Source organism: Sorangium sp. So ce385 (genome assembly GCF_051474135.1).
GTDB lineage: Bacteria > Myxococcota_A > Polyangia > Polyangiales > Polyangiaceae > Sorangium > Sorangium cellulosum_D.
The window spans coordinates 10969861-10994628 of sequence record NZ_CP150337.1; the positions used below are offsets into that span (position 1 = coordinate 10969861).

Below are 24768 nucleotides of genomic sequence, written 5' to 3' on the forward strand. Positions count from 1 at the left end.
CTCGGCTCGGGCGCTCGGCGCGCGGCGGCGCCGCCGTCAGCGCGGGTGTCTGTCGTCGTTCGCGCCGTTCGAGATAGCCTGATAATTCGTCACCATTCTCCGTAAGTGGCTGCGAAGGAGAGCGGCCGCGAATCCGGCGCGCAAGAGCGCTTTTCTGCCCCGCGGCCTTACACCGTTTGGTAGGCTCCCTCTCAGCCCATGCGGAGAGCTCTTGGCGCCTGTGGGTCAGGTCTGATCCTGCGGAGTTCCTCGGCTCGGTTCCTCAGCTCGGTAGCATCTGCAGCAAGTGTAGCAAGGGACACACCAGCAAGGGACACACCGCGGCGGCCTCATCATAGGACCCCTCGAGCGTGCGCCCTCGAGATGCCAGGGTAGGATACCTGCGTGCTCGTTTCCGATCTCGTCGCCACTTCCGATCGTGTCGCCACGACCTCCAGCCGTCTCGAAAAGATCGGTGCGCTGGCCGATCTCTTGCGCCGCCTCTCGCCCGAGGAGGTGCGGATCGGCGTCGACTGGCTGGCCGGGCGGCTGCGTCAGGGCCGGATCGGGCTCGGGCCTGCGATGGTCACCGAGGCCCGCCGCGCCGGTCCGTCCGCCGTCGAGCCCGCGCTCACCCTGGGGGAGGCCGACGCGGTGTTCACGGAGATCGCGCGCACCTCGGGCTCGGGGTCGGCGGCGCAGCGCCGCGCGGCGCTCGGCGGGCTCTTCGCGCGCGCCACCGAGCTCGAGCGCGACTTCTTCGCGCGGCTCCTCGTCGGCGAGCTCCGCCAGGGCGCGCTCGAGGCGGTCATGATCGAGGCGGTGGCGCGCGCCGCGGGGCTGCCGCCGGCCTCGCTGCGGCGCGCGGTCATGCTGGCCGGCGACGCGGCCGAGGTCGCCAAGGCCGCGCTGCTCGAGGGGGCGCCCGGCCTCCAGCGCTTCTCGCTGCAGCTGCTCCGCCCGGTGCAGCCGATGCTGGCGCAGGCGGCGGACGACGTCGCCTCGGCGCTCGGCGAGCTCCGCGCGGCGGCGCTGGAGTGGAAGCTCGACGGCGCGCGCGTGCAGGTGCACAAGGCCGGCGACGAGGTGCGCGTCTTCAGCCGCAGCCTGAACTCGGTCACGAAGGCGGTCCCGGAGGTCGTCGAGGCGGTGCGGGCGCTCCCGGTCCGCTCGATCGTGCTCGACGGCGAGGCGATCGCCTTCCGCGCGGACGGGGCGCCCCACCCGTTCCAGGTCACGATGCGCCGCTTCGGCCGCACGCTCGACGTGGCCGCGCTGCGCGCCGAGCTGCCGCTCCGGGCCCTGTTCTTCGACGTGCTGCACCTCGACGGCGAGGACCTGCTCGATCGGTCCGGCAGCGAGCGGGCCGCCGCGCTCCGGCAGGCGCTCGACCGGTCGCTGCGCGTCCCGCGCATCGAGCTGCCGACCGACGCCGAGGCCGAGGCGTTCTTCGGCGACGCGCTCGCCCGCGGCCACGAGGGGGTGATGGCGAAGTCGCTCGCGGCGCCCTACGAGGCCGGGCGGCGCGGCAGCTCGTGGCTCAAGGTGAAGCGGGCGCACACCCTCGACCTCGTCGTGCTCGCGGTCGAGTGGGGCAGCGGCAGGCGCCGGGGGCTGCTCAGCAACCTGCACCTCGGCGCGCGCGATCCCGGCGCCGGCGGGTTCGTGATGCTCGGCAAGACGTTCAAGGGCATGACCGACGAGATGCTCGCGTGGCAGACGCAGCGGCTGCTCGAGCTGGAGATCACGCGCGACGCGTATACGGTGTATGTGCGGCCGGAGCTCGTCGTCGAGATTGCGTTCGACGGGGTGCAGGCGAGCCCGCAGTACCCGGGGGGGGTCGCGCTGCGGTTCGCGCGGGTGAAGCGGTACCGGCCGGACAAGGCGGCGGGGGAGGCCAGCACGATCGACGAGGTGAGGGCCATCCATGCGGGGGCGCTGGCGCATGAGGCGGCGGAGAGGAGGGAGGCGGGAGGAGGAGAAGAGATGGGGGGGAGAGAGGGGGGAGAGGAGGAGAGGGGGGATGTGGGAGGGGGGCGAGGGCGAGAGACGGGTACGAAGTCGCGCACGCGCACGCGCACGCGCACGAGAGACGAGCACGAAGACGGGGGACGGGAGACGGGGGACGGAGGACGGGAGACGGGGGACGGAGGACGGGAGACGGGGGACGCTTGATGACCGCAGTCCGCCTCAGCGCGGAAGGTGCGCGAGGAGGATGTCGCCCCAGCCTTCGCTCTTCAGGGCGCCGAAGCCGGTCTGCGCTTCTTCGTAGAAGCTCGTCACGATCGCGAGGTTCCCTTTCGCGTCGATCGCGGAGGCGCCCATGCCGAAGAACCCGTTTTGCGTGTCGCTGATCATCGTGCCGACCTCGACGATCCGCCGCTGCGCGACGAACGCGCCAGTGCTTGGCTCGTAGGTGGCCATGTAGCTTCCCCGCTCGTCCACCACGCCGGCGCCGAGGTCGAAGGGCGCCCTGAGCGAGGCGATGAGCGCGACCCGGCCGTCGGGGGTGAACGAGAGGCTGGTCGAGACGACGCCGGCGGCCGGGAGCGGCTTCGCCCACCGGACCGCGCCGTCCTCGCCGGCGAGCTTCGCGAGGAACGCGCCGCCCGTGTCGCCGATCGGCCCCTCCCCGAGGTCGGCGCCCACCGCAAACTGGCCGGCGATCAGCACGTCGCCGCGCTCGTCCACGAGCAGGGTCTGCGCCTTGTCGCCGAGGCCCATGCCGTGATCCTCGGGCGCGCCGAAGTGCCTCGACCAGAGGTGGGCGCCGTCCTCCCCCGAGTACTTCGCCACCCAGGCTTGATCGCCCCTCAGCCCGGTGATCGTGCCCCCGCCGAGGTCGGCGCCTCCCGAGAAGTTCCCGGCGACGAGGATGTCGCCGTGGAGGTCCACGGCCACGCCGCCGATCGGGGCGAAGGACGAGGCGTATCCGGACAGGTGTCCCAGGTCCCTCGCGAAGCGGATTGTCCCGTCGGCGCCGAACCTGGCGAGCGTGAGGCTGCTCCCGGACTGGGCGGCGACGACGACGTCATCGCCGGGACCGACGGCCACACGGCCTCCGAAGTCGAAGCCGGCGCCGCCCAGGCGGTGCATCCAGCGCGGAGCGCCGCCCCGGTCGAGCGCGAGGACGAAGATGTCGTCTCGCTCCGGCTCGTCCAGCGCGAGGTCGCCGGCCTCGAGCGGTCCGCTCGAAATGTGGCCGACGACGGCGATGCCGTCGTCGGCGTCGACCGCGATCCCCGTGGCCGTCACCAGGCTGCCGCCGAAGCGCTGAACCCAGCGCAGGCCGCCGTCGTCCGCGTACTTGGCGATGAAGAGGTCCTCGAAGCCGGCGAGCGGCGTGGCGCCCGCGCCGAAGTCGGCCGCTCCGCGCGAGCTGCCGGCCAGGACGACGTTCGCGCCGGCGTCGATCGCGAGGGCCATGGCGTCCTCCATGTCGGGTCCCGAGATCTGCCGATGCCATGCCTCCTCTGCCGGAAGCGCTCCCCCGCGCCCACCCGCGCCCCCGCCCCCCACGGCGTCGCCGCCCGCGCCTCCGCCGGATCCCCACGATCCAGCGCTCGCGTCGCCGCTCGAGCTGGCGGCCGGCTCGGTCTCACGGATCTCACCGCAGCCGGAGAGGATGATCGAAGGGGCAAGGATCAGCAGAGCAGACGTGGTGATGCGCATGGTGTGACCTCCGCCGAACAGGCTATGTTCCCGCCGCAGGACCGCCCCTTAATTCCACCTTAAAGCGATTCGCGCACCCCCTCCCACGGCGCCCCCGTCCTCGCTCGCCCGTCGGCTCCGCCGGGGAGCGGGGCGTCACATGCAGTCCGAGAGGAAGTGCGCTCCGCGCGCCTCGAGCGCCGCGATGTTGCTCGCCTGAGCCGCGCAGTCGATCGGGTTTTGAATCACGGACACGCGGGCACCTGGGCTGAAATCCGGGTTGGCGACGAAGGGCGTCAGATCGGACACCGAGTTGTCCGAGAGGTCGAGGAGGTCCAAGAAACGAAGGCTCGCGAGCGGAGAGGCGTCGGAGATACGGTTTCTCCCGAGGAGCACGAATCTCAGCTCGGTCAGGGCCGACAGGGGCGAGATGTCGCTGATCTCGGCGTCGAACACCACGAGATGGGTCAGCGCCTTGAGATCTGACAGCGGCGCGAGCGTCGAGATGGGAAAATTGCCGAGCTTGAGCGCATGGAGGCGGCTCAGCGAGCGGAGCGGGTTGATGTCGCTGACCGGGTTTTTGTAGAGCGACAGCTCCGACAGGCTCGTCAGCGAGCCGAGGGCGGTGACGTCCGAGATGGAGGTGTTGCTCAAGCTCAGCTCTTCCAGCCGGACGAGCGAGCGCAGCGGCTCGGCATCGACGATCCGGTTGCCCCCGAGGCCCAGGGAGCGCAGCTCGGTGAGCGAGCGCAGCGGCGCGAGGTTGCTGATCTGGCTGCCCACGAGTTTTAGGGAGCGCAGCCCCGTGAGCGAGCGCAGCGGCGAGAGATCTTCCAGGCGATCAGCTCCGATGTTCAGCTGGGTGAGGGAGCGGAGGCACTCGATGCCGGAGAGGGAATGGAGCTCCCGAGAGGAGACCTGGAGGAAGTCGATCGACGCGACGTCGGCCGGAAGGAGCGGGCCCTCCGGCTTCGCCACGTACTTGCGCACCGTCGCCTCGAGCGTCGGGTCGATGAACTCGATGGGTCCGGCGCACTCCGCGGTGGCGCTGCCGCCTGTGCCACCGCCGCCGGCGGCATCGCTGCCGCCGCCGCCGCTGCCCGTGCCGCCGCCGCCGGCGCCGCCCGCGCCCGGCTCCTCTCCGGGGTCCGTCCACCCGCCCGCGCCGTCCCCGGACGTGGGGCCAGGGGGATCCTCCGCGCCTGTGGCGCCGCTCGAAGCGACGGGCGGCTCGGGCTCACGGATCTCAATGCATCCGGCGAGGGCGATGGCAGGGGCAAGGATGAGCAGAGCAGAAGCGATGACGTGCATGGCGTGACCTCCGCCGAGCAGGCTAGGTCCCCGCCGCGAGCTCGCCCCTTAATCCTCTCTTAAAGTGATTCGCGCGCTCCCCCTCCCGGCCGTTGCCCACCGATATCCGCAGGCCCCCGGAGAGGGTGATCGTGGGGCGGGGCGGGGTGGGGGATGGGCCGATGTTTGAGGCAGAGACATGGCGCCTCCGGCGCCGTGTCTCTGCCGAGTTCGGCGGGGCCCCCACCCCGCCCCGCCCCACGATCACCCTCGCCGGGGGCCGTCCAGCTGGCAACAGCCCCCTACCGCCGCTTCCCCCCGCCCCCGCCCCCGCCCTCGCCCGTCCCCCCGCGCGAATCGCCCCCTCCCCTCGCGCCCGGCTCCACCGCGACGTAGTGGACGGGCAGCGCCGGATCCAGCGAGTACCCCTCTGCGTCTCGCCGGAGCCACGGCTTCATCCCGAGCTTCCGCAGCTGGTTCATCGCCACGTAGATCCGGTTCGCCGCCGCTTCCGGCAAGATCCGCTCGCCGGGCCACCCCGCCTCCTTCAGCGCCGCGAGCGAGAGCCCCCGACCCGGCGCACACCGCTGCTGCTCGGCCAGCGCGAGGAGCAGGCGCCGCGCCGCGTGGCGCTCGCGCAGATCGTGCCAGCCGCTGCCCGGCGGGCGGACGAAGCGCGCCCCCTCGGTCAGGAGGAGCTCGCGCTCGGCCCCCGCCCGCGCCTCGGTCACGCCGCCCAGCGCGGCCAGGCTGCGCTCCAGGATCCGGAGCAGCAGCCGCACGTCGTCCGAGCGGCTCGCGCTCGACGGCGATCCCTCGCGGGCGCGCGCGATCCTGCGCCGCGCCGCGCCCTCGTGCGCCGCGGCCTCGTCGCCCCGCCCCGCGCGGCGCGCCGCCTGGGCGAGCGCGAGATCGACGAAGCCCGACGCCACGCGCGCGAGCTCCACGTCGGGCTCGTCGCCGAGCTGCGCGAGCAGCCGCTCGGCCGGATCGAGCGCGCGCCGCGCCTCGTCCACCTCGCCCACCGACGCGAGCGCCGCCCCGAGGCGGCAGAGCGCGATCGCCTCGGAGCGGCGATCCCCGACCTCGCGGAGCAGCGCCACGGCGCGGCCGTGGCAGGCGCGCGCGTCGGCGAGGCGGCCCTCCTCGTGGTGGAGCGCGCCGAGGTTGCCGAGCGTGATCGCGAGCAGCCGCAGGTCGCCCACCTCCCCGAGGATCGCGGCCGCGCGCTCGTAGCGCCGCCGCGCCAGCGCGGGCGCGCCGCGCTCCTGCTCGAGCAGGCCGGCGTTCGTCGAGAAGATCCCCTCCTGCCGGCCGTCGCCGATCTCCGCCGCGATCGCGATCGCCCGCTCGTAGTAGGCGGCGGCCTCGGCCTCGCGGCGCTCGTCGTGGTGGAGCGCGCCGAGGTTGCCGAGCGCGCGCCCCTCGGCGCGGCGGTCGCCGAGGGCGCGGTGGAGCGCGAGCGCCTGCTCGTAGTGGTCTCGCGCGCGCTCCATCTCGCGCCGGCCGTGGTGGAGCACGCCGAGGTCGGCGAGGATCCCGGAGAGCAGCGCCGCCTCGCCGAGCGCCGCCGCCTGCGCGCGGGCGCGCTCGAGGTCCTCGAGCGCCGCCTCCGCCTGCCCCCGCAGCCGCCGCGCGCGCCCCCGCGCCGCGAGCGCGCGGGCCACGACGCGCGGATCGGCCGCGAGCGCCTCGGCCGCGGCGAGCGCGCGGTCGAGCAGCTCGAGCTGCGCGCCGAAGGGGCCGCGGGTGCTGAGCACCGGCTCGATGGCGGAGAGCGCCCGCAGCGCGCGCTCGGCCGCGGCGCGAGGCGCTGCGGCGACCGCCTCCTCGGCCCCGGCGCGAGGCGTCGCCGCCGCGGCGAGCGCGCCCTCGGCGACGGCGAGCAGCTCCTCCAGGTCGCCGGCGATGCGGTTGAGCGCGTCGAGCGCGCCGCGCCGCTCGAAATCCGCGGCCGCGGCCTCGCCGGCGGCCAGGTAGAAGCCCGCGTGCCGTTCGGCCGCGGCCTCGCGCTCCCCGCGCTCGGCGAGCTTCTCGGCGGCGAGCTCCCGCACCCCCTCGTAGAGCGCGAAGCGCGTCGCCCCGTCGCTCCCCGGGGGCGCCGCGCGGAGCAGCGACTTGTCGCGCAGCGCCTCGATCCGGTGGATGGCGGCGGCGTCCGGCTCCGCGAGGACGGCCGCGGCCGCCGCGAGCGTGAACGGCCCGCGGAACACCGAGCAGCAGGCGAGCGCCCGTCGCTCGCGGTCGTCGAGGAGGTCCCACGACCACTCGATCGCGCTGCGCATCGTCGCCTGCCGCGCCTCCCTGCCGCGCGCCGCGCCCGCGAGCAGGTCGAGCCGGCTCCCGAGGCGCGCGAGCAGGCCGCGCACGCCGAGCACGCCCTCGCGCGCCGCCGCGAGCTCGATCGCGAGCGGGATGCCCTCGAGCCGCCGCACCAGGGCGGCGACGTCGGCGAGCCGCTCGTCGCCGGCCGGCGCGCCGACGCGGTGGGCCGCGGCGCGGTCGAGGAAGAGGGCCACGGCGGCGCTGCGCTCGGCCGAGCCCTCGGCGGGGAGCTCGAGCGGGCCGAGCTCGTAGCTGATCTCCCCGGGCAAGCGGGTGCGCTCGCGCGACGTCGCGAGGAAGCGTACCTCGGGCGCCGCGCGCACCCACGCGTCGAGGGCGGGCGCTGCCTGCTCGAGCACGTGCTCCAGGTTGTCGAGCACGACGAGCGCCGGCCCCACCGTCGCGAGGGCGCGGCCGATCCGCTCGACGAGCGTCGCTTCCCGGCGCCCTGCCGCGACCTGCGCGCCGATCGCGCGCGCGACCGCGCCGCAGACGGCGCGCAGGTCGCGGCAGGCGGTGAGCTCGCAGAGCCACACGGCCTCGGCCGGCCGCGCCTCGTCCCAGCGGCTGGCGAGCTCCAGGGCGAGCCGCGTCTTGCCCATGCCGGCCGGCCCCCAGACGGTCACGAGCCGCTCGCCGCGGCGGAAGAGCTCGGCGATCGCGGCGAGCTCGCGTTCGCGGCCGAGGAAGCGCGACGCGGGCGCGGCGAGGTGCCGCCTGCGCGGCCGGGCTGCGTCGGCCATGGGCTGACTCTCGATCAGGCGGGAGCGGAACTCAACGCCGGAGCGAGAAGGCGGCGGGGTGCGCGGCGGGGGTGCGGCGGGGAGCGCGGCGGGGGCTCAGGGTCGCCCGAGCGGCGTCACGAGCAGGTTCTTCCGTGTGCCGTCGAGCTCGACCTGCACCTGGATCCCGCGCCGGTCGAGCGCGGAGAGGGGCCGGAGCGGCGTCACCTGGGCGAAGCGGTCGCCGACGGCGCACCAGGTGCCCTGGAGCGCGGGCGACTCGGCGCCTTCCGGGGTGAAGACCACGGCGCCGGTGCGGCAGCCGCCGTCGTCTGCCGCGTAGAGGCCCTCGAGGCTGCCCTGCGCCGCGGGGCGCGCGCGGAAGGCGAGCACCGCGCCGTCGGGCGTGCGCAGCAGGCCGGATTCGCCGCCGGGATCGGCGGTGGCCGTCCAGCCGGCGCTCTCGATCGAGAATGCGCCGCTCGGGTCCTCGGGTCCCTCGAACCAGCGGGTCATGGTCGCGTACGTGCTCGCGCCGCCGCAGACGTAGAGCGTGACCGCGCCCTCGCCGCGCACGACGGCGAGCACGGCGTCGGTGCCGTCGACCGCGCCGACCGAGATGTCGGGCGGCGCGGGCTCGGGGCCGGCCGCGCACGCGGCGCAGAGCAGGGCGCCGAGCATCCCTGTTGCCAGCGCGAGCGCGCGGGCGCTCTTCATGTAGAGACCGATCTCCAGAGAGCGATGAACAGAACCCATGAGACCCGATGTTAATCGAAACCGGGGGCGGCGGGTGCGGGGCTCCGGGGCGGACACCGCCGGTTCCGTGCCCTCGAAGCCAAGGCGGAGCGGCGGGAGCGTTCGCGCTTTGCCCCTTCGGTCATTGACCCGCCAGGAGGCTCTGGTAAGGCCGGCCACCATCTTCGAGCAGGTGGCTCGGTCAATTGGGGAGGGGAAACCGATGAACCATCCTGCCGATCCCGGGCGGAGCGACCGTAGAGTGCCGGTGCGTGTGGGATTTTCGCTACGATCCAGAGAAGGCGCCGGCGGAGGTCACGAACCCCAACGCCGTCGACACAGACGACGAGAGACCGGGGTTGTTGATGAGCGGAGCGGCGACCGAAGTGTTCATGACGCGCCCAGAACAGAAGCGGCTCATTGCATTTCGGAGCACAGCCAAGGGCGAGCCGCGGGAAAAGCGAAGTGCCGTTCCAGTTGCCCTACTGCATGCTTCGACCCACGCGCGCCTCGGGCGCGGGCTCGGCATGGTCCCCGCCGGGCAGCCGCAGCGGTCGCGGCGCGCATCGTCCAGCGCAGCGCCGCCGTCGGCCACCTGGCCGAGCTCGCCAGCACGACGGTGCTGGCGGACCGTGCTGGCGGCCTGCTCTTCATGCGCGCGCTCGGCCGAGCGCTGCCTGCACCAGGAGCAGCAGCGCGTCGAGCTCCACCGGCTTGCTGACGATCCGGAAGGCTCCCGCCTTCGAGCAGCGCCCGACGGACTCATCGGATGCATAGCCCGTGACCACGATGATCGGCAGGTACGGGTTGAGGCGCTTCAAGGCGGCCACCGTCTCGTCTCCCCCCATCCCCGGCATCCGCAGGTCGGTGATCGCAAGGTCGAAGGGCTCCCGCTGTGCCTGCTGGACCGCCGCTTCGCCGCTCTCCGCGGTAGCGACCACGTACCCCTCCGAGGAGAGGAAGACATCCAGCGTGTCTCGAATGTCTTCCTCGTCATCGATCACCAGGACCCGATGGCCGCTGCCCTGGAGCTCGCTAAGGTCGGCGTTCACGTCTCCTCCTCGCATTGATCTGTCGCCCGAGAGCCGGGCAGCCCCATCCGGGCTGTGGCCTCCTCACCGGCTTCCCCTGGACCGGAAGCCTACCGCAACTCTCCAAGTCAGCGACGGTCCCGATCGCGTCGGCGTGCACCTCGATGCCGTTCCGTTGCGAGCGGCCAGCCGGGCCGGGCGCCCAGGTACGCGGCGCCGGCGAGCCCGGGGCGGCCGTGCGCGGCCTGCCGCGCCCCCGCGGGGAGGCCGCCGCGCCCTGATTGTTCGTGAGGGCTACACAGTCAGAGCGCGGCGCGCCGGCTAATCAGCCTGCCCTCGGCGAGCTATTCATCCCGTGTCGAACGACGGAGCGCTCGCCCGATCGGCTGCCCCGGCAGCGCCCGCGGGAAGGGTGGTCGAGCGCTCCCCATCCCCTCGCGCCTCGGCCGACTCCATGCCGGTCCGCGGCGCCCTCTCGCTATCTGGAGACGATCCGCATGAACACGCTCATGAAGTCCTTGATGGGTGCCGCGCTCTTGACGACGCAGGCGATGTCCGTGTCCGCGTGCAGCGGCGACGACGCGAGCGACGGCGACGGCAAGGGCCCCCTCTCCTTGCAGGTCTTCACGGCCGACGAGCCCGGCTTCAACGTCAACTCCACCCTGATCTCGGGCGAGCGCGACGCCATCCTCGTGGACGCGCAGTTCACCCGGAGCCAGGCGCGGCTCCTGAGCGACGCCATCGAGGAGACCGGCAAGCGGCTCACCACCGTGTACATCACCCATGGGCATCCGGATCATCACTTCGGGCTCGAGATCATCCGCGAGCGGTTCCCCGACGCGAAGATCCTCGCCAGACCGGCCGTCGCCGAGGAGATGAAGACGGAGGGCCCCAAGGATCTCGCGCAGTGGAAGCCGGTGTACCAGGACGACCTCACCGACACGCTCGTCGACGCCGAGCCCACCACGCAACCCTCCCTCGACCTGGAGGGCCACGAGATCCGCATCCTCGGCCCGATGCAGGGCGACATCGAGCAGAGCTTCCCCATCCACGTGCCGGAGCTGAACGCCGTGATCGCCGGGGACGTCGTGTACAGCGGAGTCCATACCTGGCTCGTGGACTCTGGCCGGGAGCAGCGCGACGCGTGGATCGAGACCCTGGAGGAGCTCTCCGCGCTCCCCCTCGAGACCGTGATCGCTGGACACAAGGATCCGGCGCGCGACGACAGCCCAGCGGCCATCGCCGAGACGGGCGAATACATCGAGGAGTTCAGCCGCGCCGTCGTCGCGAGCACGAGCGCCGAGGAAGTCGAGCAAAAGATGCTGGAGAGGTATGGTGACCTCGACCTCCCGATCATCCTGCAGCTGAGCGCCCAGGCGGCGTTCAGCGAGGCGGCGCCGTGACCGGCGCTCCAGGTCGCACGATGGCGCTCACGGCCCCGCCCGCTCGCCCAGCTCGGCCTTATGGCGCTCACCGCCCCGCCCGCTCGCCCAGCTCGGCCTTGAGGAAGCGGAGGAACTCGCTGACCTTGGCGGGCGCGTCGCGCCGCGAGGGCACCACGGCGAAGATGCCGCCCTCCGGGAGCGTATGGCTCGGCATGACGCGCACGAGCCGCCCCGCCTGCAGGTCCTCCCGCGCCTGGTAGTCGGGGAGCGCGCCGATCCCCGCCCCGGCGAGCACGAACGCACGCACGGCCACCCCGTGGTTCGCCACGACGCGGCGGCGCATCGACACGGTCTGCTCGTTCCCTTGCGCATCACGGAAGGTGCAGCGGTTCGGGTTCGGCAACGCCGCGTGGGCGACCCAGTCGAGGTTCGCCAGATCGGCCGGCACCAGGGGCACGGACACCCGCGCGAGGTACGCCGGCGAGCCGCACAGGATCTGCGCGAAGCCGCCCAGCGGGACGGCGTGGTGGCTCGAGTCGGCGAGCCAGCCGACGCGGATCGCCATGTCGAGGCGCCGCTCGACCATGTCGAGGATCTCGTCGCTCGTCACCAGATCGATCTGGACGCGCGGGTAGCGCCGCATGAACTCGGTCGCCGCCGGGACGAGCGTCGTCACCGCGAGGTCGAGCGGCGCGGTGACGCGCAGGACGCCGGACGGAGCGCGCTTGAGGCCCTGGAGCTGGGAGTGCACCTGCTCCGCGTCCCGCAGGATCCGGGAGGCGGTCGCGTGGTAGATCTCGCCGGCCTCGGTCAGCGACATGGAGCGCGTCGTGCGCTGCATCAGGGTGACGCCGAGGCTCGTCTCCAGCTGGCGGACGTGCTGGCTGACCATCGATTTGGTCATCCCGAGCACCTGCGCCGCCGCCGTGAACGAGCGATGCTCGACCACGGCCACGAACACCGCCATGCGGTTCAGATCGACACCCATGTTCCCGGGGAGGATGGCACGGAGGGAGCTCCTCGCGACGCGCCCCGCGGCGAGGATCCACGAGCGCGCCAGCCATGCGGGGCGATCGGCCCTCGAGCCCCGAGGCTGGTGTCTGGTGCTGCCATCGCTCAGGTGGACTGAGGAATCCGCGCGATGACCTTGATCTCGAAATCGAAGCCTGCCAGCCAGTTCACGCCGACCGCGGTCCAGTTCGGGTAGGGCGGCTCCCCGATCGCCTTCAGTCGAACGGCGTTCACCGCCTCCCACTGCTTGGCCGGGTCGGTGTGGAAGGAGGTCACGTCGACGACGTCGTCGAACGTGCAGCCGGCGGCCTTCAGCACGGCCGCGAGGTTGTCGAAGGCGAGCTGGACCTGCTTTTCGAAGACCGGCTCGGGCGACCCGTCCTCTCGGCTGCCGACTTGGCCCGAGACGAACAGAAGGTCGCCCGAGCGGATCGCCGCCGAATAGCGGTTGATCTCGTAGAGCGCCTGCCGACCGGCAGGGAAGATCGCATCGCGTTTGGCCATGATTTGCTCCTCTTCAAACAAGGCAGGCCCGACCTCCCGACGCGGCGTCGTTCCGCCGAGACAAGCGAGAGACGTTTGCACTGCTTCAGGGGTTCAGGTCCTCCGCGCTTCATTGCGCGGCACGGTCGTTGATATGCGCCCCGTGTGCCGGTATATAACCCCTACGCGCCGCATGTCAACACGCATACGCGGCGTATGTCTCTCATAGCAGATGGCAGTGATCGCGAGATGACGTGCGCAGATGGTGGAAGGCTTCTACCCGCGGAGCGTGCATGAACGCCGCCCGGCGGCGATCGCTGGCAGTCCGCTCGCGCCCACCGGCGCGCGGCTCATCCCCCGCCTCCCTCGGCCGCGCGCGCCGCGGCCCACCCCTCGCGCGACACGAGCTCGGCCACCCGCGCGTGGACCTCGTCGCGGATCTCCCGCACGCGCTCCACCGGCTTGCCCTTGGGATCCTCGAGGGGCCAGTCCTCACGCCGCAGCCCTGGGACCACGGGGCACGCCTCCCCGCATCCCATGGTGACGAGCAGCGCCGCCTGGCTCGCCAGCGCGTCGGTGAGCCGCTGGGGCTTCACGGCCGAGAGGTCGATCCCCTCCTCCGCCATCGCCGCGAGCACCTCGGGATGAACGCGGGGCCCGGGCTCGGTACCGGCCGAGACGGCGCGCGCCTTTTCAGGGTCGGACAGGGCGTTGAACCACGCCGCGGCCATCTGAGAACGCCCCGCGTTGTGAACGCAGGCAAACAACACGACCTTCATCGAGGTTCCTCCGGAAGAACGCGATCGACGACGCGATCGGCGACCTCGGGCAGGGCGGGGACGAGCCAGCGGAATGCCAGCGTCGCCGCCGCCGCCCCTGCGAGCTGTGCGACGATGAACCCCGGCGCGTCGGCCGGGCGGATGCCGGCGAACGTGTCGCTCGCGGCCCTGGCGAGCGTCACGGCCGGGTTGGCGAACGACGTTGACGAGGTGAACCAATAGGCGGCCGTGATGTACGCGCCCACGGCGAAAGGAGCCGACTCGGCCCGCCTCCGGACACTGCCCCAGATGACGGCGAGCAACCCGAACGTCGCGACGAACTCGCTCGCCAGCTGGGCGAGCCCCGAGCGCTCATGCTGCGACGCCGAGAAGAGGGCCTCTCCGAACATGACGTGCGCCGCGGCGACCCCCGCGAAGGCGCCGGCGACCTGGGCCAGGACGTACGCGGGCACCTCGCGCCAGGAGAGCCCGCCCTGGCTCGCGTCGGCGAGCGTGACGGCCGGGTTGAAGTGCGCGCCGGAGATGGCCCCGAAGGTCAGGATCAGGGCGACCAGCGCGGCCCCCGTCGCGATCGTGTTCGCGAGCAGGGCGATCGCCACGTTCCCGCCGGCGAGGCGCTCGGCCATGATCCCGGACCCGACCACGGTCGCGAGCAGCAGGGCCGTCCCGAGCGCCTCGGCGACGGCCCTGCGGAGGAGATCAGCGCGCGGCGGCATCGCCCTGCTTGGACGGGACGCAGCACGACGGCGCGCAGCACGCGGCATCGGTCTTCGAGGGCATCGCGGGCTGGCTCCCCATCACGGCCGCTTCGCCCTTCACCACGAACACCTCCCACGAGTTGCCGTCGGGGTCCTCGATCCAGACCTTGTCCTGCACCGCATAGCAACAGGCCGTGTCCTCCTCCGTGAACGTCCTGAGCTCCGCGGCCTCGAAGCGCCGCTTGGCCTCGAGCACGTCCTCCGTGCTCGCCACCTGGACGCCGAAGTGGCTCGCGTTGACGCCGGTGCGCGGCGCCTCCTGCATGGTGAGGTTCAGCGAAGGCTCCTTGAGGTCGAACTTCGCATAGCCGGGGCGGCGCTTTGTGGCGCGCACGCCAAAGGCCTTTTCATAGAACGCGACCGAGGCGTCGATGTTGGAGACGTTGAGAGAGAGATGAGGCTTGATGACATTCATCGCACACCTTCCTTCCACTTGCTTCCAAAAAGTTCGAAATAGAGAGGCAAAAAAAATCAGCAGCACGGCTTGCCGCGCTTGCAGCAGTCCTCCCACAGGTACTCCGTCAGCGCGCGGAGCGCCTCGTAGTCGGCGCTGTAGTAGTGAAACGTCCCTTCCCCGCGCGTCCTCAGGACGCCGGCATCGACGAGCCGCTTGAGGTGATGGCTCAGCGTCGAGGCCGCCAGCCCGACGTGCGCCTGGATGTCGCCCGCGGGGGCGCCCTCCATCCCGGCCTGCACCACGAAGCGCAGCACCGCGAGCCGCACCGGGTGACCGAGCGCGGCGAGCTGTTCGGCGTGACGGTCGAGCTTCGACGGCACACACTACTTCTAACATTGTCGAAGTAACCGCGCAAGCCCTCGTCGCAAAAATCCGAGCCGGTGCCGCCGTCCCACGAGGGGTCGTCCCTGGTCCCCGGAGAGAGGGAAGGAAGCACCGAGGCACAGAGGAACACGAAGAGCACAGAGGAACCGAGAGGCCACCAGCGCCGCTCGAGAAATGGGTGGCGCGGCGGCCCTGTGTGTCCGTACAATGACGATTTCTTGAACTGTCAATGAGGCTGGCAGTGGAAAATAGCACCATTGTTCGACGGGCACGCTTCCGCGGGCTCCACCGTTCCTTCTCGCTCGCCCTCGTCACGCTGAGCGTCGCCTGCGGCCAGGCGCCGACCGAACCCGGCGAGGGCACCCCGCAGGCGATCCCGTCCCTGACCGGGGATGTCGCGTTCTCCACGCCGAGCCAGACGTTCAGGGATCAAATCCAGGTGGAGATGTCCACCTCCATCGATGGGGCCGAGATCCGCTACACGCTGGACGGGCAGCTGCCGACCTCGGCCTCCACGCTGTACACGGGCGAGCCCGTGACCCTCACCGCCACGACGCAGGTCCGCGCGCAGGCGTTCGCGGGGGGCGCCGCGCGCGGCGCGGTGAGCACGGGCATCTACATCGCGCGCACCATCGACGCGACCTCCGACCTCCCCATCATGCTCATCGACGGCTACGGCCAGGGCAAGCCGACCGACAAGGAGGTCTATTTCGACGCGGCGGTGATGATCTGGGAGCCGGTCAACGGCGTCGCCTCGATCGCCTCGCTGCCCACGATGGCGATGCGCGGCGGCTATCACGTGCGCGGCCAGTCCTCGATGAACTTCCCCCAGACACCGTACAAGGTCGAGCTGTGGGGCAACGACGACAAGGACCTCGACTACCCGGTGCTCGGCATGCCCGCCGACTCGGACTGGGCGCTGATCCCCCCGTATTACGACCGCACGCTGATCCGCAATCCGTTCACCTACACCCTCGGCCGCGACATGGGCCTGGAGGCGCCGCGCAACGAGTTCGCCGAGGTCTACCTGAACTACGACGCCCGCGTCATCGGCGAAGCCGATTACCAGGGCATCTACTGGATCTCGGAGACCATCAAGAACAACGAGGCCCGCACCGATCTCAAGCAGCTCGAGGAGGAGGACCTCGACGCGCCCAAGATCAGCGGCGGCTACATCTTCAAGTTCGATCAGGCGGCCGCCGAGGAGCCGATGCTCACCTGCACCGGCTCGGATCCGCTCCCGTCGTTCGGAGGCTTCGGCGGCGGCGGCGGGCCCCGCCCCGGCCAGGGCGGCACGTGCTGGATCGATCTCGAGGTGGTGGATCCCGATCCCCTGAACGACGCGCAGGAGGCCTGGCTGACCCAATACATCCAGGAGTTCCACGACAGCCTCCATCAGACGCCGATCGGCGACTACGCGGCGTACATCGACGTGCCGTCGTTCATCGATTACCTGATCATCAGCGAGCTGACGCTCAACGTGGACGCTTACGTGCGGAGCGCCTTCTACCACAAGGATCGCGATCAGAAGATCAAGGCCGGCCCCCTCTGGGACTACAACTTCGCGCTCGGCGGCGTGGGCGCCCAGAGCGCGGCGCCGGAGTCGAACAACGACACCGGCTTTCGCTTCAGCGGCGCGAGGAACGTCAACAACTGGTATCAAAAGCTCACCGCGGATCCGGCCTTCATGGCGCAGGTGAAGGCGCGCTACACGGCGCTGCGCCAGACGCTCCTGTCGGAGGCCGCGCTCGAGCAGCGCATGGACGAGCTGAGCGCGCCGCTCGCGCAGGCCGCGGCCCGCGATCTCGCCAAGTGGCCGGTGTCGGACATCATCGAGTCGAGCGAGGGCTTCCTCGGCGGCCCCACCGCGCCGACGTGGGAGGGGCAGCTGCAGGTCATGCGCGACTTCCTGCGGGCCCGGCTCGCCTGGCTCGACGCCAACTTGCCATGACACGGCGCGAGCCGCCGCCGCCGGCCGCCCCCCGCGGCCCAGGTCAGCCGAAGCGGTAGTGCTTGCGAACCGGGGAGCGGACCTCCCACGTGCAGCTCAGGCCGGCGGGGAACGTCACCAGATCCCCCGCCTGGATCCGCACCGGCGCGCCCCCTCCCGCCGGCGTCACGATCACGTCGCCCTCGAGCAGGTAGCAGGTCTCCGGCTCGTCGTAGTGCCACGGGAAGGTCGACACCTCCTTCGTCCAGATGGGCCAGCTGCGCGCCCCGAGCTTCGCCAGCTGCTCCTCCGACGGACCGTGCTCCAGCTTGATCGACTCCATGGCTCCTCGTCCTCGCTCGATGTGCCCCCAGGCCCCGCTCCCGCGGCGCCCTCCGCCGCGGCCGATGCTAGCAGCCGGGCGCGTCCCGGCGGCACAGGTCGCGCGCCTCGCGCGCCAGCGCCTCCATGCGCCCGAGGCTCCCGCGCAGCGGCTCCGCGCCCTGGCCGGGCGCGGAGAGCAGCGCCTCCACCCGGTCGGCGAAGCCCTCGGGGCACCACGGGAGCGCCCGCGTCCGCTGCAGCGCGCCCTTCTCGTTCGAGACGTAGCGCTCGTTCAGCGCGAAGAGCGCCTGCACCAGGCACGCGGCGGCGCGGAACAGGCAGCCGCTCACGTACATCACGTCGCCGCGCCCCGCGGCCTTCTTCGCGGTGTCGATCGCGAAGCCGGCCTCCCACAGGAACCGATCGAGGAGCGCCCTCCGCAGGGCCGGCGGATACGGCGTCACGAGCGCCTTGAGCGGGGCGAGCACGCCCGCCGGATCGAAGAGCGGCCGGCAGTCGTGGATGTCGGCCAGGTAGTTGGAGCTGAAAAAGCCGTGCGGGTGCCCGGGCTGGTAGTCGCACGTCACCTGCCCCGCGCGGCATTCCTCGATCACGCGCCGCACGCGGGCGAGATCGCGGTAGAGCCAGTCGACGCGGTGCCCCTCGATCTCGAGCCACGCGCCCCCGTTGATCCACGGTCCCCACGCGCCGGGCGGCGTCACCACGTCCCCGGGGTCCGCAGCGAGGAGCTCCCGCGCGAGCGGCGCCACGGCGCCCTCGGCGCCGCCCGCGCAGAGCTCCCGCGCGAGCGCGCGCAGCGCCGGGAGATCGGGCGGGCGCTCCGGCTCGTAGTAGATGCCGAGATCGAGATCCGAGTCCGGGTGGCCGGCGCCGCGGGCGCGCGAGCCGCCCAGCACGACCGCCACGACGCCCGGGATCGCGCCGAGCCGCGCCGCAACGCGCGCCGCAACGTCCAGTGCCTCGCTCACGTCCAGCCGCCTCCTGCCGCTGTGCCCCGCGGCGCGCCGAGCATACCACCAGGCCGCGCCCGGGCGCCCGGACCGGCCGCCGCCGCGCCGCGCCGCCGCACCCCGCCCCGCCCGCTGTGCCTGCGCCCGCCGTTCTGCTAAACGGCATCGCGTGCCCGACCTGATCGTCCACCCGGCGGAGCGGCCGCTCATCGGGAGCGTGCCGGTCCCCGCGGACAAGAGCATCGCCCACAGGGCGCTCCTCCTGGCGGGGCTCGCCACCGGGCAGAGCCGCGTCCGCTGCGGGTCGCTCGGCGGCGACGTCCGCTCGACCGTGGACGCGCTGCGCGCCCTGGGCGTCCGCGTCGAGGAGCCGTCGCCCGGCGACCTCGTCGTCCACGGCGCCGGTCTCTCCGGCCTGCGCGCCCCCGACGGGCCCATCGACTGCGGCAACTCCGGGACCACCATGCGGCTGCTCTCGGGCATCCTCGTCGCCCAGCGCTTCGCCGCGCGCCTCGTCGGCGACGCGTCCCTCTCGCGCCGCCCCATGGAGCGCGTCGCGAAGCCGCTCCGCCTCCGCGGCGGGCGCATCGAGGGGCAGCTCGACCCGCGCACGATCGGCGAGATCACCGCGCCGCTCGACGTCGGGCCGCTCCCCGAGCCGCACGTGCTCTCGTCCATCGAATACGACCTCCCCGTCCCGTGCGACCAGGTGAAGAGCGCGCTCCTCTTCTCCGGCCTCTTCGCCGACGGCCCCACCTTCGTGCGCGAGCCGATCGTCTCGCGCGATCACACCGAGCGCATGCTCACCGCGCTCGGCGTCCCGGTCGACTCGGTCGGCGCGATGGTCTGCCTCGACGCGGCCCGCTTCTCCGGCGATCTGCCGGCGTTCGACCTCGACGTGCCCGGCGACCTCTCGGCCGCCGCGTTCCTCCTCGCCGCCGCGGAGCTCGTGCCGGAGAGCCGCGTGACCGCGCGCCGCGTCGGCCTCAACCCGACGCGCACCGGGCTGCTCGAGGTGCTGCGCGACATGGACAGCAGCGTCGCCGTCGAGATCAAGGGGGAGGCCCTCGGCGAGCCGACCGGCGATCTCCACATCGCCTCCGGGTCCGGCCTGCGCGGCGGGCGCGCGGGCGGCGAGCTCGCGGCGCGCGCCCTCGACGAGCTGCCCATCCTGCTCGGCCTCGCCGCGCGGGCGCGCGGCGTCACCGAGGTGTTCGACGCGCGGGAGCTGCGCGTGCAGGAGACCGACCGGATCGCGGCGATGGCGGCCGTGCTCGGCGCCTTCGGCCTGCGCTGCGAGGAGCGCACCGACGGGCTCCTCGTCGAGGGCAGGCCCGACCGGCCGCTCGACGCGGCCGACGTCGACAGCCGCGGCGACCACCGCATCGCGATGACGGCCGCCGTGCTCGGGCTCGCCGCGCGCGGGCCCACGCGCGTGCGCGACGCGGGGTGCATCGCGACGAGCTTCCCCCTCTTCGTCGGGACGCTCCGCGCCCTGGGCGCGCGCATCGAGGTCGAGGGCGCCCGCGCCGCGTGAGCGAGCGGGCGAGCGAGCGAACGAGGAGGAGCGCAGGTGACCGAACGGCAGAGACAGGACGACGCACGCCACCTCCCGGGCCAGGGCGAGCTCCGGCGGCTGCGCGTCGCCATCGACGGGCCGGCCGGCGCCGGCAAGGGCACGGTCGCGCGGGGGCTCGCCGAGCGGCTCGGCTACCTCCTCGTCGACACCGGCGCGATCTACCGCGCCGTCGCGCTCGCGGTCCACCGCGTCGGCCTCGCGTGGGACGAGACCGGCGCGATCGGCGCCCTCGCCGAGGATCTCGCGAGCGGCGGGCGCATCACGCTGGAGCGCGGCGCGGCGCCCGACTCCACGGACGCCGGCGCCGCGCACGCCGCCGCCGCGCGCGCCGCGTCGGCCGATGGGCCGCCGCACTCGAGCGTGGGCGGCAGCGGCATGCGGGTGCTGCTCGACGGCGAGGACGTCTCCAGCGCGATCCGCGCCCCCGAGATCAGCCTCGGCGCGAGCCGGGTCTCGGCGATCCCCGCGGTGCGCAAGGCGCTGCTCGCGATGCAGCGGCAGGCCGGCGCGGGCGGCGGGGTCGTGCTCGAGGGGCGCGACATCGGCACCGTGGTGTTCCCCGACGCCGAGGTGAAGTTCTTCCTCACCGCGCCCGCCGAGATCCGCGCGAAGCGGCGGTACGACGAGCTCGTCGCGCGCGGCATGACCGTCAGCTTCGAGGCGACGCTCTCCGACGTGCTCCGCCGCGACAAGGCCGACAGCGAGCGCGCCGTCGCGCCGCTCCGCAAGGCCGACGACGCGATCCTCGTCGACTCGGGGCACCGGAGCCCGCAGGAGATCATCGACGAGATGGCGTCGCTCGTGGAGATCCGTGCGCGCGGCGCGTGACGCCCGCGCCGCCGCCGCCGCTACCTTGATCGCGCTCGCGCTCCCGGCCTGCGGGGGCGCGGCGCCGCAGCCCGAGGCGCAGCGCGCGAGGATCCCGGACGGCCCGCGGGTCGTCCGGCGCATCGAGCCGGCCGATCTCCTCCCGGCCGATCTCGATCTCGTGGTGCGCGTCGACGTCGCCCGCATGCGCGCCGGCCTCGGCCAGGCGGCCGCGGACGAGCTCGCGCGGCGCGCGCTCGACGAAGCGCCCGACGAGGCGCCCGACGAGGCGCTCGAGAGCGCCCTCCGGCGCGCCGACGTCGTCTGGCTCGGCCTGCGGCTCGCCGATCTCGAGGCGGGCGACCGCGTCGTCGTCCTGGAGGGCCGGATGGCCGGGCTCGCGCCCGATCCCGATCGCTGGGCGCCGTCGCCGGTCGCGCAGGGCGTGCAGGGCGGCGTCGCCGTCTTCGATCGCCGCGGCGACGGCGTCGCCGCGCGCGCCGACACGGCGCGGATCGTCGCGCTCGGCGATCGCGCCGTCGCGCTCGTGTCCGCGGCCGAGGTGAGCAGCGTCGCGCGCGTCCTCCGCGACGGCCCGGACGAGCGCCGCGGCGACCCGGCCGCCGAGGGGCTCGTGAGCCTCGACCTGCGCGCGCGCCGGCTCCCCGCCTCGCTCGCGCGCCGCTTCCCGTCGGCCTCCGCGCTCGTCGCCGGCGTCGAGCGCGTCCGCGCCGTGGCGTCCCTCACCGACGAGGGGGTGCGCCTCGACGCCGAGATCGTCGGCGTCGATCCGGCCGGCGCCGGGCGCGCCCGGCGGTTCCTCGAGGTGCTGCGCGACAACGTCGAGGATGTGCGTTACGCAGATCTGATGAAGGCGCTCTCGATCGAGCAGGTGGAGCGCACCGTGCGGCTCCGCTGGCTCCTCCCGGCGCCCCTCGTGCTCGCCCTGCTCTCCCGGGGCTCGCCCGGCTGAACCGATGCCCGACACCCTGATCGAAGAACCGATCCGACCGACCGTGATCGACGAGGCCGCGGCGCCCGCGCCGGCCCCGGAGGCCGACCCCGCCGAGGCGACCCCCGCGAAGCCCGACGGCGGCGCCGCCCCGCCGCGCCCCGGCCGGCCGCGGGGGGCCGCGTGCCTCGCCGCGGCGCTCGCCGGCGTCGCGCTGCTCGCCGGCGTCGCGCTCGGCGTCTACTTCTTCTTCTTTCGCTACGAGCCGACGGCCCGGCGCCACATCCCGGGCGACGCGAACATCGTGGTCCGCCTCGAGACCGCGGATCTCGCGCTCTTCGGGCCCGTGCGCCAGCACTTCCTGCCGCTGGTCGAGGAGGCGCCCGCGGGCGCGTCGCGGCGGGCGCGCATCGAGGCGGCCACCGGCGTCGACGTCCTCTCGGACGTGCGCGAGATCGTGATCGCCTCGACCGACGCCGCGAGCTGGGTCGCGCTCGCGGGCGGGCGCATCCCGAAGGGCCGGTTCGTCGCCGGCATGGAGAAGGTCGCCCGCGAGGAGGGCTGGTCCGGCCTCCGCCGCGAGGGCGAGCTCCTGCTCGTCGGCGGCCCGCGCCCGCGCGCCGTGATCGGCCAGGCCGACGACGGCACGCTCGTCGTCGGCACGGACGTCGAGATCGTGAGCGCCGCGCTGCCCGCGTCGGACGAGTGGCAGCGCCTCGATCTGCCCGAGCAGGGCGCCGTCGCCTTCGCGCTCACGGGCGCCGCGTGGTCCGGCGCCGCCGGCGCGGCCTCGCCGCTGCTCCCGCGGGCCGGCGCGCTGTTCCGGCGCATCGATCACGCCTCGGGCACGCTCACGCTCGGCGCGGCGCCCGCGCTCGCGATGCGCCTCGCGCCCGTCTCGGGCGACACGGCCGCGGCGCTCGCCGCGGACGCCCAGGCGTTCCTCGGCAGCCTCAAGCTCGCGCTCGCGCTGCTCCCCGACGTCGCCGGCGCCGCGGCCGCGATCGACGGCGCCCAGGCCGCCGCGCAGGACGATCGCGTCGAGATCCGGACGAAATGGCCCGTCGAGGGCCTCGATCGCGCCTGCGCAGCGCTCGCACAGCGGGCGCGCGAGGCAGCGCACGACGCTGGCAGCACTCCGCGCGCCGCCCCCTGAGGATCGCGCCGCTTTGAGCCAGCGGGCTCGTCGTTTCTCAGGGAAACGACAAAAACCCACCGTGGCTCGGTCGTTGCATTGACAGAGGCCCCTCCTCAGACTACAGGCTCGCCTCTCCCGAGGGGCCGGGTGCATCGGTACGCGTGTGCCTGCCCCTCCGCCGCTCGTGCGTGGCACCAAGGGTCCATGCCTACGCCCGCGCGGCGAATCCCAGGGAAGGAAAGGAAACAAGAACGAACAACATGACTAGTAACATCCATATGGAGGCAGGCTCGTCCGGGGCGAGCATGGAGAGCTTTGCCGCGCTCTTCGAACAGAGCGTGGAAGGGGGCGATTTCGCGCGTGAAGGAGAGATCATCTCCGGCACCGTGGTCGCAGTGAACCGCGACTCCGTCGTGGTCGACATCGGCGGCAAGAGCGAGGGCGTCATCGCGCTGCGCGAGTTCGCGGACGCCGCGGGCCAGGCCGCCGTCAAGGCGGGCGACAAGGTCGACGTCTACATCGAGAGCCGCGAGAACGACGACGGCCTCGTCACCTTGTCGAAGGAGAAGGCCGACAAGATGAAGGTCTGGGATGAGATCTCGAACGCCTGCGAGGCGGACGAGCTCATCGAGGGCACGATCAGCCAGCGCGTGAAGGGCGGCCTCTCGGTCACCATCCGCGGCGGCGTGAAGGCCTTCCTCCCGGGCTCGCAGGTCGACCTCCGCCCGATCCGCAACTTGGACAAGCTGATCGGCCAGACCTACAAGTTCAAGGTCATCAAGTTCAACAAGAAGCGCGGCAACATCGTGCTCTCGCGGCGCGTGCTCCTCGAGCGCGAGCGCGACGAGATGAAGGCCAAGACGCTCGAGACGTTGACGGAAGGGATGACCGTCAAGGGGACCATCAAGAACATCACCGAGTACGGCGCGTTCGTCGACCTCGGCGGCATCGATGGCCTCCTGCACATCACGGACATGTCGTGGGGCCGCGTGAACCACCCGAGCGAGGTGTTCCAGGTCGGCGACGAGGTCCTCGTGAAGGTCCTCAAGTACAACGCCGACACCGAGCGCGTCTCCCTGGGCCTCAAGCAGACCCAGGAGGACCCCTGGAACCACGCCGAGGAGGCCTACCCCGCGGGCAAGAAGGTCCGCGGCAAGGTCATGTCGATCACCGACTACGGCGCGTTCGTCGAGCTGGAGCCGGGCGTCGAGGGCCTCATCCACGTGAGCGAGATGAGCTGGACCAAGAAGGTCAAGCACCCGTCGAAGCTGCTCGAGGTGGGCCAGGAGCTCGAGTGCCAGGTGCTCGAGGTGGACGCGCGCGCGAAGCGCATCAGCCTCGGCCTCAAGCAGCTGGAGCCGGATCCGTGGATGCTCTTCACGGACAAGTACCACCCCGGCGACAAGATCGCGGGCAAGGTCCGGTCGCTCACCGACTACGGCGTCTTCGTCGGGATCGAGGAGGGCGTCGACGGCATGGTCCACAAGAGCGACCTCTCGTGGTCGGTGCGCGTCAACAACCCGAGCGACCTGTACCACAAGGGCGACGACGTCGAGGCGATCATCCTCTCGATCAACCACGACGAGAAGAAGGTCTCCCTCGGCATCAAGCAGCTCTGGGACGACCCGTGGCCGACCATGCTGCAGGAGTACCCGCCCGGCCGCGTCATCGACGACGCGCAGGTGGTGAGCATCGTCGACTACGGCGTGTTCGTGCGGCTGCGCGAGGGCGTCGAGGGCCTCATCTCGCAGAGCGACGTGCAGGAGCCCGAGGACGGCAAGCTCAAGGTCGGCGACAAGGTCAAGGCCGAGATCTCCTCGCTCGACACGGTCGACCGCCGGCTCTTCCTGACGATGAAGAACATCGGCATGGAGCGCCCCGCCCCGGTCCAGCGCCAGCAGCAGAAGCGCAAGGACGACGACGACAAGCCGGTGGCCGGCACGATCGGCGATCTCATCAAGGAGAAGTTCGGCGGCAAGCTCGACCTGAAGTGACGTTGCCCGGCGCGCGGCCCGCCTGATCCGGCCGCGCGCCAGGCGCGCACTCCGCCGCACCGAAGGTACGGCGGGCTGCGGGCGCCCCGGTGCCGCTCGGCTCGCCGTGTGGACCCGATGTCGACGAGAGGCGAGGCCCTCCC

At 72.7% G+C, this 24768-nt stretch carries 20 protein-coding genes and 1 pseudogene; 8 read left to right on the plus strand and 13 right to left on the minus strand.

What is annotated here, in order from left to right:
• Window positions 1–384: 384 nt before the first annotated feature.
• Window positions 385–1914: pseudogene (locus WME83_RS40145) on the plus strand (ATP-dependent DNA ligase); the annotation flags it as partial.
• Between the two features lie 255 nt (window positions 1915–2169).
• Here the strand turns inward: WME83_RS40145 and WME83_RS40150 are convergent.
• The 5 genes from WME83_RS40150 to WME83_RS40170 form a co-directional block, all read right to left on the minus strand.
• Window positions 2170–3405 carry a hypothetical protein gene (locus WME83_RS40150; protein ID WP_437314996.1) on the minus strand — a complete coding sequence of 412 codons (1236 nt, stop codon included), beginning with the start codon at window positions 3403–3405 and terminating at the stop codon, window positions 2170–2172.
• Window positions 3406–3786: 381 nt separating this feature from the next.
• A complete protein-coding gene (locus WME83_RS40155) occupies window positions 3787–4941 on the minus strand; it encodes a leucine-rich repeat domain-containing protein (RefSeq protein ID WP_437314997.1) in 1155 nt (384 codons plus the stop codon).
• A gap of 281 nt (window positions 4942–5222) precedes the next feature.
• Window positions 5223–7988: an ATP-binding protein gene (locus WME83_RS40160; protein ID WP_437314998.1), complete on the minus strand. Its 2766-nt coding sequence runs from the start codon at window positions 7986–7988 to the stop codon at window positions 5223–5225.
• Window positions 7989–8084: 96 nt separating this feature from the next.
• Window positions 8085–8723, minus strand: a complete 639-nt coding sequence (locus WME83_RS40165) for a hypothetical protein (protein WP_437314999.1) — start codon at window positions 8721–8723, stop codon at window positions 8085–8087.
• 629 nt (window positions 8724–9352) lie between these two features.
• On the minus strand, window positions 9353–9754 hold the full coding sequence (locus tag WME83_RS40170) for a response regulator (RefSeq protein ID WP_437315000.1): 402 nt from the start codon (window positions 9752–9754) through the stop codon (window positions 9353–9355).
• Window positions 9755–10230: 476 nt separating this feature from the next.
• Between WME83_RS40170 and WME83_RS40175 the strand changes: the two genes are divergently transcribed.
• The gene (locus WME83_RS40175) at window positions 10231–11136 is read left to right on the plus strand and encodes an MBL fold metallo-hydrolase (protein ID WP_437315001.1); all 906 of its coding nucleotides are present in this window, start codon (window positions 10231–10233) and stop codon (window positions 11134–11136) included.
• 67 nt (window positions 11137–11203) lie between these two features.
• Here the strand turns inward: WME83_RS40175 and WME83_RS40180 are convergent, their stop codons facing one another.
• The 6 genes from WME83_RS40180 to WME83_RS40205 all read right to left on the minus strand — a co-directional run bounded on the left by WME83_RS40180 (window position 11204) and on the right by WME83_RS40205 (window position 14926).
• Window positions 11204–12106 carry a LysR family transcriptional regulator gene (locus tag WME83_RS40180; RefSeq protein ID WP_437315002.1) on the minus strand — a complete coding sequence of 301 codons (903 nt, stop codon included), beginning with the start codon at window positions 12104–12106 and terminating at the stop codon, window positions 11204–11206.
• Window positions 12107–12234: 128 nt separating this feature from the next.
• Window positions 12235–12633: a RidA family protein gene (locus WME83_RS40185; protein WP_020739951.1), complete on the minus strand. Its 399-nt coding sequence runs from the start codon at window positions 12631–12633 to the stop codon at window positions 12235–12237.
• A 329-nt stretch (window positions 12634–12962) separates the two neighbouring features.
• Window positions 12963–13391, minus strand: a complete 429-nt coding sequence (locus tag WME83_RS40190; RefSeq protein ID WP_437315003.1) for an arsenate reductase ArsC — start codon at window positions 13389–13391, stop codon at window positions 12963–12965.
• Window positions 13388–14107: an MIP/aquaporin family protein gene (locus WME83_RS40195; RefSeq protein WP_437315004.1), complete on the minus strand. Its 720-nt coding sequence runs from the start codon at window positions 14105–14107 to the stop codon at window positions 13388–13390. Before WME83_RS40195 ends, WME83_RS40190 begins: the two co-directional genes overlap by 4 nt.
• A complete protein-coding gene (locus tag WME83_RS40200; protein ID WP_437315005.1) occupies window positions 14091–14564 on the minus strand; it encodes an ArsI/CadI family heavy metal resistance metalloenzyme in 474 nt (157 codons plus the stop codon). The genes WME83_RS40195 and WME83_RS40200 overlap by 17 nt, the downstream gene beginning before the upstream one ends.
• Before the next feature lie 56 nt (window positions 14565–14620).
• On the minus strand, window positions 14621–14926 hold the full coding sequence (locus WME83_RS40205; RefSeq protein ID WP_437315006.1) for an ArsR/SmtB family transcription factor: 306 nt from the start codon (window positions 14924–14926) through the stop codon (window positions 14621–14623).
• Between the two features lie 245 nt (window positions 14927–15171).
• Between WME83_RS40205 and WME83_RS40210 the strand changes: the two genes are divergently transcribed.
• Entirely contained in the window at window positions 15172–16881 is a 1710-nt protein-coding gene (locus WME83_RS40210) for a CotH kinase family protein (RefSeq protein WP_437315007.1), read from the plus strand.
• 43 nt (window positions 16882–16924) lie between these two features.
• Here the strand turns inward: WME83_RS40210 and WME83_RS40215 are convergent, their stop codons facing one another.
• Together WME83_RS40215 and WME83_RS40220 are read right to left on the minus strand one after the other, a co-directional pair.
• Window positions 16925–17203 carry a cupin domain-containing protein gene (locus WME83_RS40215; protein WP_437315008.1) on the minus strand — a complete coding sequence of 93 codons (279 nt, stop codon included), beginning with the start codon at window positions 17201–17203 and terminating at the stop codon, window positions 16925–16927.
• A gap of 67 nt (window positions 17204–17270) precedes the next feature.
• Window positions 17271–18173 carry a nucleotidyltransferase domain-containing protein gene (locus tag WME83_RS40220; protein WP_437315009.1) on the minus strand — a complete coding sequence of 301 codons (903 nt, stop codon included), beginning with the start codon at window positions 18171–18173 and terminating at the stop codon, window positions 17271–17273.
• 151 nt (window positions 18174–18324) lie between these two features.
• On the opposite strand from WME83_RS40220, the gene aroA reads away from it, so the two are divergent.
• The 5 genes from aroA (at window position 18325) to WME83_RS40245 (ending at window position 24625) form a co-directional block, all read left to right on the plus strand.
• On the plus strand, window positions 18325–19692 hold the full coding sequence (gene aroA, locus WME83_RS40225; protein ID WP_437315010.1) for a 3-phosphoshikimate 1-carboxyvinyltransferase: 1368 nt from the start codon (window positions 18325–18327) through the stop codon (window positions 19690–19692).
• A gap of 36 nt (window positions 19693–19728) precedes the next feature.
• Entirely contained in the window at window positions 19729–20562 is an 834-nt protein-coding gene (gene cmk, locus WME83_RS40230) for a (d)CMP kinase (protein ID WP_437315011.1), read from the plus strand.
• Window positions 20546–21514 carry a hypothetical protein gene (locus tag WME83_RS40235; protein WP_437315012.1) on the plus strand — a complete coding sequence of 323 codons (969 nt, stop codon included), beginning with the start codon at window positions 20546–20548 and terminating at the stop codon, window positions 21512–21514. The genes cmk and WME83_RS40235 overlap by 17 nt, the downstream gene beginning before the upstream one ends.
• 4 nt (window positions 21515–21518) lie before the next feature.
• On the plus strand, window positions 21519–22649 hold the full coding sequence (locus tag WME83_RS40240; protein WP_437315013.1) for a hypothetical protein: 1131 nt from the start codon (window positions 21519–21521) through the stop codon (window positions 22647–22649).
• Between the two features lie 170 nt (window positions 22650–22819).
• The gene (locus WME83_RS40245; protein ID WP_437315014.1) at window positions 22820–24625 is read left to right on the plus strand and encodes a 30S ribosomal protein S1; all 1806 of its coding nucleotides are present in this window, start codon (window positions 22820–22822) and stop codon (window positions 24623–24625) included.
• Window positions 24626–24768 lie beyond the last annotated feature (143 nt).

What these genes read in the sequence shown, in the direction of transcription:
- WME83_RS40215 (WP_437315008.1), bottom strand. Translation starts at nt 17,203, where the DNA reads ATGGAGTCGATCAAGCTGGAGCACGGTCCGTCGGAGGAGCAGCTGGCG.
- WME83_RS40190 (WP_437315003.1), bottom strand. Translation starts at nt 13,391, where the DNA reads ATGAAGGTCGTGTTGTTTGCCTGCGTTCACAACGCGGGGCGTTCTCAG.
- WME83_RS40165 (WP_437314999.1), bottom strand. Translation starts at nt 8,723, where the DNA reads ATGGGTTCTGTTCATCGCTCTCTGGAGATCGGTCTCTACATGAAGAGC.
- WME83_RS40200 (WP_437315005.1), bottom strand. Translation starts at nt 14,564, where the DNA reads ATGAATGTCATCAAGCCTCATCTCTCTCTCAACGTCTCCAACATCGAC.
- WME83_RS40160 (WP_437314998.1), bottom strand. Translation starts at nt 7,988, where the DNA reads ATGGCCGACGCAGCCCGGCCGCGCAGGCGGCACCTCGCCGCGCCCGCG.
- WME83_RS40175 (WP_437315001.1), top strand. Translation starts at nt 10,231, where the DNA reads ATGAACACGCTCATGAAGTCCTTGATGGGTGCCGCGCTCTTGACGACG.
- WME83_RS40185 (WP_020739951.1), bottom strand. Translation starts at nt 12,633, where the DNA reads ATGGCCAAACGCGATGCGATCTTCCCTGCCGGTCGGCAGGCGCTCTAC.
- WME83_RS40155 (WP_437314997.1), bottom strand. Translation starts at nt 4,941, where the DNA reads ATGCACGTCATCGCTTCTGCTCTGCTCATCCTTGCCCCTGCCATCGCC.
- WME83_RS40180 (WP_437315002.1), bottom strand. Translation starts at nt 12,106, where the DNA reads ATGGGTGTCGATCTGAACCGCATGGCGGTGTTCGTGGCCGTGGTCGAG.
- WME83_RS40150 (WP_437314996.1), bottom strand. Translation starts at nt 3,405, where the DNA reads ATGGCCCTCGCGATCGACGCCGGCGCGAACGTCGTCCTGGCCGGCAGC.
- WME83_RS40240 (WP_437315013.1), top strand. Translation starts at nt 21,519, where the DNA reads ATGCCCGACACCCTGATCGAAGAACCGATCCGACCGACCGTGATCGAC.
- WME83_RS40195 (WP_437315004.1), bottom strand. Translation starts at nt 14,107, where the DNA reads ATGCCGCCGCGCGCTGATCTCCTCCGCAGGGCCGTCGCCGAGGCGCTC.